This window comes from Pseudomonas sp. NPDC086112 (assembly GCF_044746425.1).
GTDB lineage: Bacteria > Pseudomonadota > Gammaproteobacteria > Pseudomonadales > Pseudomonadaceae > Aquipseudomonas.
Genome location: NZ_JBIVCD010000003.1, coordinates 191,902 through 204,533 on the forward strand (window position 1 = coordinate 191,902; position 12,632 = coordinate 204,533).

Here is a 12,632-nt window from a genome sequence, read left to right on the forward strand (position 1 = left end):
CCCTGGCAGTTTTCTGCGAGAGGCGTCCCCCGAGGTTCTATAACAACAACAATCGGAGACCGAACTCATGAGCCAGGAACTGCGGCTTATTCGTCGCATCACGCTGAAACTGATTCCCTTCCTGATCCTGCTGTACCTGATCGCCTATGTGGATCGCTCCGCGGTAGGTTTCGCCAAGCTGCACATGGGCGCCGACATCGGTCTGGGGGACGCGGCTTATGGCCTGGGTGCCGGGCTGTTCTTCATTGGCTACTTCCTGCTGGAAATCCCCAGCAACCTGATGCTCGACCGCTTCGGCGCAAGACGCTGGTTTGCGAGGATCATGGTCACCTGGGGTGCCATCACCATCGGCATGGCGTTCGTCCAGGGACCGAACAGCTTCTATGTGATGCGCTTTCTGCTCGGCGCGGCCGAAGCCGGTTTCTTCCCGGGCGTTCTGTACTACATCACCCAATGGTTCCCGATTCGCCATCGCGGCAAGATTCTCGGGTTGTTCATCCTTTCCCAACCCATCGCGATGATGATCACCGGCCCGGTGTCCGGCGGCTTGCTGGGCATGGACGGCATTCTTGGCCTGCACGGTTGGCAGTGGCTGTTCATCGTCATCGGCACACCCGCGATCCTGCTGACCTGGCCGGTGCTGCGTTACCTGCCGGACGGTCCGCAACAGGTGAAATGGATGGACCAGTCTGAGAAAGACTGGCTGACCGGTGAGCTGAAAAAGGACCTGGAGGTGTACGGCCAGACCCGCCACGGCAATCCGCTGCATGCACTGAAGGACAAGCGCGTGTTGCTGCTGGCGCTGTTCTATCTGCCGGTGACGCTGAGCATCTACGGTCTCGGTTTGTGGCTGCCGACGTTGATCAAGCAGTTCGGTGGCACTGACCTGATGACCGGGTTCGTGTCGTCGGTGCCGTACATCTTCGGGATCATCGGTTTGCTGATCATTCCGCGCAGTTCCGATCGCTTGAATGATCGCTACGGCCATCTGGCGGTGCTGTATGTATTGGGCGCCATCGGCCTGTTCCTCAGCGCCTGGCTGACCGTGCCGGTGCTGCAATTGGCGGCGCTGTGCCTGGTGGCGTTCGCGCTGTTTTCCTGCACGGCGGTGTTCTGGACCTTGCCGGGCCGATTCTTCGCCGGCGCCAGTGCGGCGGCGGGGATCGCGTTGATCAACTCGGTGGGCAACCTCGGCGGCTACATCGGTCCGTTCGTGATCGGTGCGTTGAAGGAATACACGGGCAATCTGGCATCGGGGTTGTATTTCCTGTCCTGCGTGATGGTGTTCGGCCTGGTCCTGACGGGTGTGGTTTATCGGTTGCTGGAGCGTAAGCATGTGCTGCCGGCCGACCAGTTCGCCGCCAGCGCCCGGGGCGCTACCCGTACCTGAGGTCAACACGATCCAAATGTGGCAGCGGGCTTGCTCGCGAAGGCGGAGTGTCAGTCACCGGTGATGTTGAATGTGGCGGCCTCTTCGCGAGCAAGCCCGCTCCCACAAGGTCCTGCGTTGTTTTGAAGTTTTGCTTTAACAGGAGAAAAATCATGCGTTTAGTTCAGTTCGAATTGAGTCACGGCGAACGCCGCGTCGGCGTGGTCGAGGGCGGCCTGGTGCGCGAAGTGCGGGATGCGCGCTCGGTGCGGGATCTGGCGCTGGCGGCGATCGAGGCGGGGGTCAATCTTGAGCAACAGGTTCAAACCCTGGGGCTGGGCATCAGCCATGACTATTCAGTGCTGCTCGCCAATCTGCAAATCCTGCCGCCGCTGGATCACCCGGACCCGGCGCACATGCTGGTCAGCGGCACTGGCCTGACCCATCTGGGCAGCGCTTCGGCCCGGGACAAAATGCATCAGCAGGTTGGCGACGAAACCGCCATGACCGACACCATGCGCATCTTCAAGTGGGGCGTGGAGGGCGGTAAACCCGCGGCCGGCCAGGCCGGCGTGCAACCGGAGTGGTTCTACAAGGGCGACGGCAGCATCGTTGTGCGACCGGGCAAACCGTTCCCGCTGCCGCCGTTTGCCGAAGATGCCGGGGAGGAGCCTGAACTCAGCGGCCTCTATGTGATCGGCCACGACGGCAAACCCTATCGCCTCGGTTTCGCGGTGGGTAATGAGTTCTCCGATCACGTGATGGAGCGCAAGAATTACCTGTATCTGGCCCATTCGAAATTGCGCAGTTGCAGCTATGGCCCGGAGCTTCGGGTCGGCGAATTGCCCCAGCATCTGGCCGGCACCAGTCGGATCCTGCGTGACGGTGAAGTGTTATGGCAGAACGAGTTCCTCAGTGGTGAAGCGAACATGTGCCACAGCCTGGAAAACCTCGAGTACCACCATTTCAAGTACAGCCAGTTCCTGCGCCCCGGCGACGTGCACATTCACTTCTTCGGCACCGCGACCCTGTCCTTCGCCGATGGCATTCGCACCCAACCGGGTGACGTGTTCGAGATCAGCCAGGCTGAGTTCGGCGCACCCTTGATCAACGGCATTGAGCCCGTTGAAGCGGCGTTTGAACCCGGCACCCTCGGCACACTTTAAGGAGACACCCATGACCCGGATTCTTGGTCACAACTACATTGGCGGTCAGCGCAGCGCTACCGGCACCGTCAAACTCCAGAGCATCGACGCCAGCACTGGCGAGGCTTTGCCTCACAATTTCTATCAGGCCACCCTTGAAGAAGTCGACGCCGCTGCGAAGGCTGCCGCCGCTGCTTACCCGGCCTATCGCAGCCTGAGTGCCGAAAGACGTGCGCAATTTCTCGATGCGATTGCCGATGAACTGGACGCGTTGGGTGATGACTTTGTCGCCGTGGTCTGTAGCGAAACTGCGTTGCCGGCCGGTCGTATTCAAGGAGAGCGTGGTCGCACCAGCGGCCAGATGCGTCTGTTCGCCAAGGTGCTGCGGCGTGGTGATTTCTATGGGGCGCGTATTGATCGGGCGCTGCCTGAGCGCACACCATTGCAGCGTCCGGATTTGCGTCAGTACCGCATCGGCCTCGGGCCGGTCGCGGTGTTTGGTGCGAGCAACTTTCCGCTGGCGTTTTCCACGGCGGGCGGCGACACCGCTTCGGCATTGGCCGCTGGCTGTCCGGTGGTGTTCAAGGCCCACAGCGGTCACATGGCCACTGCTGAGTGGGTGGCCGATGCCGTGATCCGCGCCGCCGAGAACACGTCGATGCCGGCCGGTGTGTTCAACATGATCTACGGCGGCGGGGTGGGTGAAGCGCTGGTCAAGCACCCGGCCATTCAGGCAGTCGGTTTTACCGGTTCGCTCAAAGGTGGCCGTGCGCTGTGCGACATGGCCGCGGCACGTGCGCAGCCGATTCCGGTGTTCGCCGAGATGTCGAGCATCAACCCGGTGATCGTGCTGCCGCAAGCGCTGGAAGCTCGTGCTGAAAGCGTCGCCCGAGACCTCACGGCGTCGGTGGTGCAGGGTTGTGGGCAGTTCTGTACCAATCCGGGGTTGGTGATCGGTATTCGTTCGCCGCAGTTCAGCGCGTTCGTGCAGCAGGTGGCGGGGCTGATTGGCGATCAACCGGCGCAAACCATGCTCAATGCCGGCACCTTGAGCAGCTATGGCAAGGGCTTGCAGAAGCTTCTTGCGCACCCGAAGATCGAGCATTTGGCGGGCAGTCCGCAACAAGGCAATCAGGCGCAACCGCAACTGTTCAAGGCCGATGTCAGCCTGTTGCTCGATGGCGATGAAGTGCTGCAAGAGGAAGTATTCGGCCCGACCACGGTGTTCGTCGAAGTGGCGGATCAGGCGCAACTCAATGCCGCGTTGAACGGTCTGCATGGGCAGCTGACGGCAACGATCATCGGTGAGCCGGCAGACTTCGAACAATTCGGCGAACTGACGCCATTGTTGGAGCAGAAGGTCGGACGAATCCTGCTTAACGGCTATCCGACCGGCGTGGAAGTCTGCGACTCGATGGTTCATGGCGGGCCGTATCCGGCGACTTCCGATGCACGCGGCACCTCGGTGGGCACTCTGGCCATCGACCGTTTCCTGCGCCCGGTGTGCTTCCAGAACTACCCCGACAGCCTGCTGCCGGAAGCGCTGAAAAATGGTAATCCGCTGCGCATCCAGCGCCTGGTCGACGGCAAGCCATCGCGCGAAGCTCTCTAACGGTTGTACGCAGTCCCTGTGGGAGCGGGCTTGCTCGCGAAAGCAATTTGACAGTCACTGCGATGTTGGATGTGCCGCCGCCTTCGCGAGCAAGCCCGCTCCCACATTTTGTTTGGTGTCGTGTGTGAGTGTTGTGAGAGACACTGGCCCGCTTTCACTTTGAGCTATCATTGCGCCTTTCCCATTCAAAGATTGACTGCCATGACTGCCGTAACCAACACCTTGCTCAGCGCCCTCGAAGTCTGCGACATGCTTGAAATCGACGGGCTGCACGCGTTCGACTTTTCCCTCGATGAAGACGATAACCTGCACATCGAATGCATGGACGGTCGGGCGCTCAAGCGCTGGGAGTTCAGCATGGCGCAGATCGCGGCCGCGACGTTCGATCCCGACTTGAAGAGTTGGATCATTACCGGCGATTCCGGCGAGCACCGGCTGGTGCCTATGGAAGCGTTCGGCGGTGGTGACGATGAGGACGAAACGAATGAGGATGCGTAACTTCTGGCCACTGTTGATGGCTGGCAGCGTCGGCGCAATGGGCGTGCAAGCGGCCCCGGTCGACAGTTACGAATTGCTGGTGGGCTCCTACACCGCCGGCCAGAGCCAGGGGATTTATCGTCTGGGTTTCGACAGCCACACCGGGCAGATCGACGGCAAACCCCTGCAGGTGGTGAAGAGCGCCAACCCGTCCTGGCTCGCCGTATCCAAGGATCAACAGCGCCTGTTCGCGGTCAACGAAAACGGCCCGGGCCAGGCGGATCCGGTAGGGCGTATCAGCAGTTATGCAATTGACCCGAAGACCAATGAGTTGAACCTGATCAGTCAGGTGCAAACCCTGGGCAACGAGCCGACGCACTCGAGCGTCAGCGGCGATGCCAGTCACGTGTTTGTCAGCAACTACTCGGTGGCTGAAGACCCGGGCGGCACCTTGGCGGTGTTACCGGTGGGCACCGACGGCAAGCTAAAACCCGTGGTGCAGATGAGCAGTCATCCGTCCAGCCGGGTCAACCCCGAGCGGCAAAAGTCGGCGCACGTGCATTCGGTGGTTTCATCTCCGGATGGCCAGTACGTGTTTTCCAACGACTTGGGAGCGGACAAGATTTTCGTCTATCGCTTCGATCCCAAGGCCAATCCGGAACGGCCGTTGACCGCCGCCAAACCTGCGTCCGTCCAGTTACCACCTGGCAGCGGGCCGCGACACTTGCTGTTCAGTGCCGATGGCAAGCACGCCTGGCTGACCATGGAAATGAGCGCGCAGGTCGCAGTGTTCGATTACCGCGACGGCAAGCTTGAGCAAACGCAGTTGGTCGATCTGGCGGCGGGTCTGCCCACATCGGGCAAGGCAGCGGCTGCGCTTCACGCCTCGGCCGACGGCAAGTTCCTTTACGTCAGCAACCGTGGCACCACCAATCAGTTGCTGGTGTTCGCCATTGACTCGGCGACCGGGCAGCTCAAGGAGCTTCAGCGCCGCTCCGTGGACGGTGATCACCCGCGCGAGTTCAGCCTCGACCCAAGTGGCAAGTTCGTGCTGATTGCCAACCAGAAGAGCAACCAGATTGTCGTCGTCGAGCGCGATGCCAAGACTGGGCTGTTGGGTAAAACCGTGCAGAAACTGCCGATGGATGCCCCCAGCGATCTCAAGTTCCTGGTGCGTCAATAGACCGCAGGCCCCGGTTGATGGGGCCTGCAACCTTCTATTAATGAGGCTGATATCGGCTAATGCTACAAAGCATTTCAAGGCGCCGACCCTCGGGAGTTAAGTTTGCTTCACGGCCCCACCGGGCAAGCAAGCCAACTGAATCGAGGAATATCGCCATGAACTTCAATGTCTTCTCTGTCATCGCCGCTTCCGCTATCTCTGCCACTGTTGCACTGCCTGCCAGCGCCAACGTTGAAATCAGCGACAAGAAATCCCACGCCCAAAGCTATACCCAGAAATACCTGCAACAGAGCGCCAACTTCTACGCCGCACTGGATCACAAATCCCAACACTGAAATCTGAACCCTGCACCTTTTATGCAGGAGCGAAGTCACTTGCCGATCGAGCTGTAACGCATCGAAAAGCCCCAAAGTGATGTCGCTCCTGCATAACGCGTTTACGACAGCATCATATTGCTATCAATGTATTGCTTGATATCACATGGCCATGAGTTTAAATTTGACGCTGATTTTTTGACTCCTTCCCTAAAAGGATCGACAGCATGGCGATGCGTCTGGCAGTGGTTCTCCTGTTTCTCTATTCCACCCCGATTCTATCGGCTGCCCAGCCCGTTCCCAACGAGCTGGATGCGGCCCGCGAGCGCTTGATGAGTTTTATCGAGGACTAAAATACGCTGGGGTCATGATCAATAAAACTGATAGCTACTATGCATAAAGGTCGCTAGTTATCTTCTGTTTTTTGATCGATTCTGTGGGCACTGAAACATGCCCACGGAGAACACCATGGCCAGCGCAATCATTACTTCTGCCAAATACGGCGCCTACCTGGCCATCGGTCTTTACGTGGCCATGGTGTTGGCCGTCAGCCTTTCGGCTCAATCGCAACAAACCGTTCAAGCACCGATCCAGGTCGCTTATCCCGCCATTCAATTCGAACACCGCGCGCCAAACGTATTGCTCGATCATGCCGACGTGGCGGGAGTGGTGGGGGCATGAAAGGACGCAAGCTCTGGGTCATCGCCTTCCTGGCGTTCATGACCAATGGCGCTTCTTTACTTGGGATCGGGCAGGGCTCGGCGGGGTCGGTGGCGCGGGCTATCGAATGCAACCACAACATCGCCCACAACATTCAAACCGCCAAGGCTCTGGAGCTGTTGGTGGGCAATCCGCCGATCAAATCCAATGGCGAATTCTTCGGGCCATTCCAGGTGGATTGCTCGGTGTTGGGGATGTGCGCGGTGTTCGCATGAATGCTCACCCCACCCCTGTAGGAGCGAGGCTTGCCCGCGAAGAACGATGACGCGGTTTACTTGAACACCGCAGTGGATTCTTCGCGGGCAAGCCTCGCTCCTACAGAGGGCTTGGTTATTTCTTCATTATTGATGTGAACAGGTCTGAGTCGATGAAGCGCTGCAACCACGCCTGCAACCGCACATAAGGCGTCTGCCCGAACCACTCGCGATCCACGTGGGCGAATTGCCGCACGAACGGCATCAGGGCGATATCCGCCAGGCTCGGGTGATCGGCCAGCAAGTAGTCACGCCCCTCCAGCAATTCATCCAGCTTGCCCAAGAACACCTCGCCCTCGGCGCGATAAACAGCCATCGGCTGCTCGGGATAACGCTCGGCGTATTTGTAGCGATTCAGGTGCACCTTGAACACTTGATCGTTCTCTTCGATCAACGCGGCGCTGTGTTGCTGTGCTTGCGGGTCATCCTTGAGCAACCAGTCCTGCGGATCGTTCTGCGCCAGTGCCCAGCGCATGATGTCCAGGCTTTCATCGATCACCCGCCCATCCACACTCAGCACCGGCACCGTGCCTTTGCCCGACAGTGCGAGCATTTCGGCCGGTTTGGCCTTGAGGCTGACCTCGACGATCTGCACCGCAACCCCCGAATAGTGCAGGGCCATGCGGGCGCGCATGGCGTAGGGGCAGCGGCGGAACGAATACAGCGTATTCATTTCACCTCCAGCGTACTCAGGCCGTTGCCTTGACGCTGAACCTGGATTTGCACCGGGATCCGTTCATGCATTTCCTGCACGTGGGAAATCACCGCGACCTTGCGTCCTTGCGCCTGCAAACCGTCGAGAGCGTCCATGGCCAGTTGCAGGGATTCAGGATCGAGACTGCCGAAGCCTTCGTCGATGAACAGCGATTCGATTTTCAGCGTGCTCGAAGCCATCGACGCCAAACCAAGCGCCAGGGCGAGTGACACCAGGAACGTCTCGCCGCCGGACAGCGAATGCACCGAGCGCAGTTCGTCGCCCATCTCGGTGTCCATCACCAATAACCCGAGCATGCTGCCGCCGCGTTTCAAGCGATAGCGCCGCACCAGTTGCCGCAGCTGGACGTTGGCGTGATGCACCAGCAAATCGAGGTTGTAGGCCTGGGCGATTTTGCGGAAGGTGTCGCCGGTGGCGGAACCGATCAGCGCACTCAAACGTGCCCAGCGCTGGTACTCGGCGTAGGCGTCGGCAATCTGCTGCGCCAGCGCCTGATTGGCATTCTGTCGACGTTGATCCTCGGCCTGTTCGGCGCGCAATTCGGCGCATCGGTGCTCGCTGGCGGCGAACAGGTTTTGCAGCTCGGCCAGCGTCGTGGCCAGTTGTTCTGCATCGAGATTGCCGTTGTGCTGCGCCTGATGATCGAGCAAGCGCTGATCGCGTTCCTGCAAAAGCACCTTGGCTTGCTCGATGGCTTTTTCGCTCTGCTGCAAACGTTGACGTAGTTCACTGACGTGTTGGTCGTCGACGCTCAACAGATCTTCCAGTCCACCGTCGTCGAGCTCTGGATGCTGCGCACGCCAGTCGGCGATCTTGGCGCTCAGCTCGCGATCTTCGGTTTCCAGAGCCTGCGAACGTTCCTGCTGCGCTTTGAGTTCAGCGGCCAGTTGCACCAAGCGCGTGCGTACGGTTTGCAGTTCCTGATTGGCCGTCGCTTCGGCAGTGCGCGCCTGCTCGACGGCCTGATCCAGTTGCTGCTGCCACTGTTCGGCGCTGGCATGTTCGCCCAGCAGTTGCGTCAGTTTTTCCTGGCAAGCCTGTTGCTGCCCGGTCAGCGCCGTGAACTGCTGCTGCGCAGCTTCCTGTTGCTGGATGCGGGTCTGCTGTTGGTACTGTTCTTTCTCCAGCGTCTGCTGGCGCTGTTGCTGTTCGCCGAGTTCTTCGCGCTGCTGGTCGAGTTGTTGCAGGCGCTGGGCGATCTGCCGGTCGAGCTGCATGAAGGTCGCGGCGGGTTCGTTGCGCAAGGCCTCCAGCGTGTCGGCCGGGAGCAGGGTGCTGAACGCCTTCAGTTCTTCATCCAGACGATGGCGATCACTGCTCAATTCACGTTGTTGGTTGATCAGGTGTTGTGTGGCTTGCTGACTCGCCGTTTCAGCACTGCGCAGTTGTTGCGCAAGGCGCGCGGCATCCTGTTGCAGGGTGAGCAGGGCGGTTTGCCGTTGTTCATCCTGCGTGATGCTCTGGTTTAACTGGCTGCTTTGTTGCGTTAGCCAGGCATCACGTTTACTTGCGTCCTGGGCCAACAGTTGCGCGGACAGTGGGTGCGCCTCCAAGCTCGGGGTCAGGCCTTGTTGCTGACTCGCGAGTTGTTCCTGCTGTTGCAGCAATTCCTTTTGCTGGGCAATCAAACCGCCGACTTCGGCACGCAGATCGGTGAGTTTTTCCTTGAGCAGGTCGACGGCTTTCTGAGCGTTGGCCTGTTCGCTTTCATCATGCCGGCCGAGGCTTTGCAGCAAGGCTTCAGGCTGATGATAAGGATGATCCGGGCTGCCACAAACCGGGCACGGCTGATCGTCCTGCAACTGCGCGCGCAGTTCTTCGACACTGGCACTGCGCGCCAGACGCTGACGTTCCAGCAGTTCGCGGGTAACGGTCAGGGTCTGTTCGGCGACGGTCAGCTCGGCCTTGGTCTTCACCCCGTCCTGGGTCAGACGATCGCGGTCTTGCTGAACGGCGAGTTGCCGCTGCTGAAGCTCGGCGCCGCGTTTGCCCAGTTCCTGCTGGCTGGCCCACAGCCGGGTCAGCTCTTCAACGGCCCGCAGTTGCTTGCGGTTGTCCTGCAGCAAACTGCCGAGGATCTGAATCTGCTCGGCCACCGCTTCAGGCTCGGCGCCGGCTTCTTTGTACAGCACCTCAAGGCTCTGGCGCTGGGTGGCCAGTTCGTCGGCGGCACGAGTGGCGCTTTGCTCGAGAGCGGCCAGTTCGGCCTGGCCCTTGTTCAGGCGATTACCGATCAGCATCAGTTGTTGCAGGCGATCGCGGTAGGCGTTCCAGGCATCGCTTAACGGCGCCAGATGGGTGCTCTGCTCAAGCTCCCCGGCAATCCGCTGCAACCGTTCGGCGACCTGTTTCTGTTGCTCGAGCAAACCCTGAATCGCGCCCTGGCCCTGAGTGCAGGCCAGTTCCGCCTGCTGCTTGAGGTCGGCACTGAGGCTGGCGTCCTTGACCAGGCGGGCGAGGGTGCTTTGCTCTTCGAAGGCTTGGCGCAGCAGTGGGGCGCTGGAGGTGTGTTGGCTTTGCGCTTGGGTCAGCGCCGTTTGCGCAGCGCTCAGGCTCTGTTCGAGTTGAGCCTGTCGCTCGATCAGCTCGCTTTGCTGTTGCGTGTGTTGCTGAATCTGCGCCGCCAGCGGCGTGAGCTGGGCGGTCAGTTCGGTCTTGCGCGCGAACTGATGCCGTTGCGGGGCCAATTGCTCCAGGCGAGTCAGCTTCAAGCGCTCGCCGGCCAGGCTGTTCCAGTGTTGCTGGGCAGATTGCAGTTGCTCGGTGGCGCTTTGTTGCGCGTCCTGCACCTGGCGCAGGTCCTTGAGCCAGGTGTGTTGCAACTCCAACTGTTTGAGCTGCGCCTGCTGGCTCTTGAGTTGCTGTTGAGCGTCGTTGAAGCGCTCATCGAGTTCGGCCCGGGCTTCTGGCGACAGCGGCGTGACCCCGGTGGCCTGATCCTGCAACAGCTTGTGGGCTTCGCGAGCTTCCTTGGTCTTGTCAAAGGCGCGGCGACCGAGACGGGTGTAGAGCGCGGTGTCGGTGAGCTTTTCCAGCAGCTCGCTGCGGTCGTTGTCGTCAGCCTTGAGGAAGGCGCTGAACTCGCTCTGGGCCAGCATTACGGCGCGGGTGAACTGTTCGAAGTTCAGGCCCAGCGCGGCTTCGAGCTGTGCTTTGTATTCGCCTTTCTGGCTGGCCAGCAGTTGATCCTGATCTATGTCACGCAGGCTCTGGCGACTGGCTTGCAGTTTGCCGCCGGCCTTTTCCCGGGCGCGATTGGCCTCCCAGCGAGCGCGATAGCGGCGACCGTCGATGCCGACGAAATCCACTTCGGCATAGCCTTCGCCGGTGCCGCGACGCAGCAGGGTGCGCGGGTCGCCGGTGCCGATTTCACCATCGGCGTCCGGGACCTTGGCGTCGCGGCCGGTGTTGTTCAGGCGCGGCACAGCGCCAAACAGTGCGAGGCACAGGGCGTCGAGCAGCGTGCTTTTGCCCGCACCGGTCGGCCCGGTAATCGCGAACAGGCCGGCACTGGCCAAGGGCTCCGCAGTGAAGTCGATTTCAAACGGCCCAGCCAGGGAGGCGAGGTTTTTCAGGCGGATCGCGAGAATTTTCATGGTTGTTCGCTCTCCATCTGCACGTCTTGCAACAGCTCGGCGAAGTCCTTGAGCGTTTGCTCGTCGACCTCGCTGCCGTAGTTGTCCTGCCACGCGCGGCTGAACAGTTCCTGGGGCGAAAGCTGATCCAGTTCGATCAAGGTTGCGCCGTCATCGACGCCGTCGCGGCTGCCGTTGCCGGCGTACTCGGCAGCGATCCGCACCAGCCGCACGGCCTTGCCTTGCAGCGCTGTTTCCACTTGATGGCGCAGGTCCGGTTGCGGTTCGTCGAGACGGACCCGCACTTCCAGCCACGGTTGACGCTGGATATCGGCGAGCAGGTCGATGTTGGGCAGATCGGCCAGTTGCAGCAGGATTTCCGCCAACGGCGCGGCGCCGAGGCGTTGCAAGTGGACAGAGCGCGGAATCAGGCGCGGTTCGACGCTGACCAATGTTTCGCCATCGAGCTGAATGTCGAGGATCTGATGCTGGTAATTGATCTCGGAGAACGACAAGGGAATGGGCGAGCCACAGTAGCGGATGCGCTCTTCACCGTTGACCTTCTGCGGCTTGTGCAAATGCCCGAGGGCGACATAACTGATGCTCGGCCCGAACAGACTGGCGGGCAGGGCTTCGGCGTTGCCAATGATCAGGCTGCGCTCGGAATCTTCCGAGACCGAACCACCGGCCATGTGCGCATGGCTGATGGCGATCAGCGCCTGGCCCGGCTTGCGCTTGGCGTTGGCCGCTTCGATCAGCCATTCATGCACCTGGCCAATGCCGCGCAAGTAGTTATCACCCAAATGCGCACCGGTCACTTCGGCGGGGCGCAGGAACGGCAACGCCAGGCACCAGGCGGCAATTTCGCCGCTGGCATCAGGCAACGGCAACAACAAACGTTCGGCATCCAGTTGGCCGTCATCGAGCCACAGCACGCGACCGAGGGCGTGAGTGCGCAAGCGCCGCATCAACGGCGCGGGCAGCTCGATGCGCGAGCCGGAATCGTGGTTGCCGGCGATCATCACGATGGTCAGCAACGGCTGCTGCTCGTGGGCGCTGACGATGAAATCGTAGAGGCGTTCCTGGGCCTTGACCGGCGGATTGACCGTGTCAAAGATATCGCCGGCGATCAGCAGCACATCGGGCTGGTCCAGCTTCAGCTGACGCAGCAGCCAGTCGAGAAAGCAGGCATGCTCGAAATCGCGCTCCTGGCCGTGCAGGTTCTGCCCAAGGTGCCAGTCGGAGGTGTGAAACAGGCGCAAGGCGTA

General features: G+C 60.6%; 12 protein-coding genes. 9 read left to right on the top strand and 3 right to left on the bottom strand.

The annotated features are described in order from the left end of the window. Positions 1–67 precede the first annotated feature (67 nt). The 9 genes from ACIPLA_RS04050 to ACIPLA_RS04090 all read left to right on the top strand — a co-directional run bounded on the left by ACIPLA_RS04050 (position 68) and on the right by ACIPLA_RS04090 (position 7,035). Positions 68–1,390, top strand: coding sequence for an MFS transporter (locus ACIPLA_RS04050; RefSeq protein WP_192342849.1), 1,323 nt, complete (start codon positions 68–70; stop codon positions 1,388–1,390). Between the two features lie 152 nt (positions 1,391–1,542). Next, entirely contained in the window at positions 1,543–2,535 is a 993-nt protein-coding gene (gene araD1 / locus ACIPLA_RS04055; RefSeq protein WP_401171660.1) for an AraD1 family protein, read from the top strand. Positions 2,536–2,545: 10 nt separating this feature from the next. Further along, on the top strand, positions 2,546–4,126 hold the full coding sequence (locus tag ACIPLA_RS04060) for an aldehyde dehydrogenase (NADP(+)) (protein ID WP_401171662.1): 1,581 nt from the start codon (positions 2,546–2,548) through the stop codon (positions 4,124–4,126). A gap of 201 nt (positions 4,127–4,327) precedes the next feature. Beyond that, the gene (locus ACIPLA_RS04065; RefSeq protein WP_008011324.1) at positions 4,328–4,624 is read left to right on the top strand and encodes a DUF5629 family protein; all 297 of its coding nucleotides are present in this window, start codon (positions 4,328–4,330) and stop codon (positions 4,622–4,624) included. Next, positions 4,611–5,786, top strand: coding sequence for a lactonase family protein (locus ACIPLA_RS04070; protein ID WP_401171666.1), 1,176 nt, complete (start codon positions 4,611–4,613; stop codon positions 5,784–5,786). Before ACIPLA_RS04065 ends, ACIPLA_RS04070 begins: the two co-directional genes overlap by 14 nt. A 155-nt stretch (positions 5,787–5,941) precedes the next feature. Continuing rightward, complete coding sequence (locus tag ACIPLA_RS04075; protein ID WP_401171669.1) at positions 5,942–6,121, top strand: hypothetical protein; 180 nt, start codon at positions 5,942–5,944, stop codon at positions 6,119–6,121. Positions 6,122–6,327: 206 nt separating this feature from the next. Beyond that, positions 6,328–6,453, top strand: a complete 126-nt coding sequence (locus ACIPLA_RS04080) for a hypothetical protein (protein ID WP_401171672.1) — start codon at positions 6,328–6,330, stop codon at positions 6,451–6,453. Between the two features lie 115 nt (positions 6,454–6,568). Then, positions 6,569–6,781, top strand: coding sequence for a hypothetical protein (locus ACIPLA_RS04085; RefSeq protein ID WP_192342855.1), 213 nt, complete (start codon positions 6,569–6,571; stop codon positions 6,779–6,781). Further along, positions 6,778–7,035, top strand: a complete 258-nt coding sequence (locus tag ACIPLA_RS04090) for a hypothetical protein (RefSeq protein WP_218394690.1) — start codon at positions 6,778–6,780, stop codon at positions 7,033–7,035. Before ACIPLA_RS04085 ends, ACIPLA_RS04090 begins: the two co-directional genes overlap by 4 nt. A 115-nt stretch (positions 7,036–7,150) precedes the next feature. Here the strand turns inward: ACIPLA_RS04090 and ACIPLA_RS04095 are convergent, their stop codons facing one another. The 3 genes from ACIPLA_RS04095 to ACIPLA_RS04105 are packed head-to-tail and all read right to left on the bottom strand — an operon-like array spanning position 7,151 to position 12,626. Continuing rightward, positions 7,151–7,747, bottom strand: coding sequence for a glutathione S-transferase (locus ACIPLA_RS04095; RefSeq protein ID WP_401171677.1), 597 nt, complete (start codon positions 7,745–7,747; stop codon positions 7,151–7,153). Then, positions 7,744–11,385 (bottom strand): AAA family ATPase, encoded by a 3,642-nt coding sequence (locus ACIPLA_RS04100; protein ID WP_401171680.1) that lies wholly within the window; start codon positions 11,383–11,385, stop codon positions 7,744–7,746. Before ACIPLA_RS04100 ends, ACIPLA_RS04095 begins: the two co-directional genes overlap by 4 nt. Further along, complete coding sequence (locus tag ACIPLA_RS04105) at positions 11,382–12,626, bottom strand: exonuclease SbcCD subunit D C-terminal domain-containing protein (protein ID WP_401171683.1); 1,245 nt, start codon at positions 12,624–12,626, stop codon at positions 11,382–11,384. The genes ACIPLA_RS04100 and ACIPLA_RS04105 overlap by 4 nt, the downstream gene beginning before the upstream one ends. Positions 12,627–12,632 lie beyond the last annotated feature (6 nt).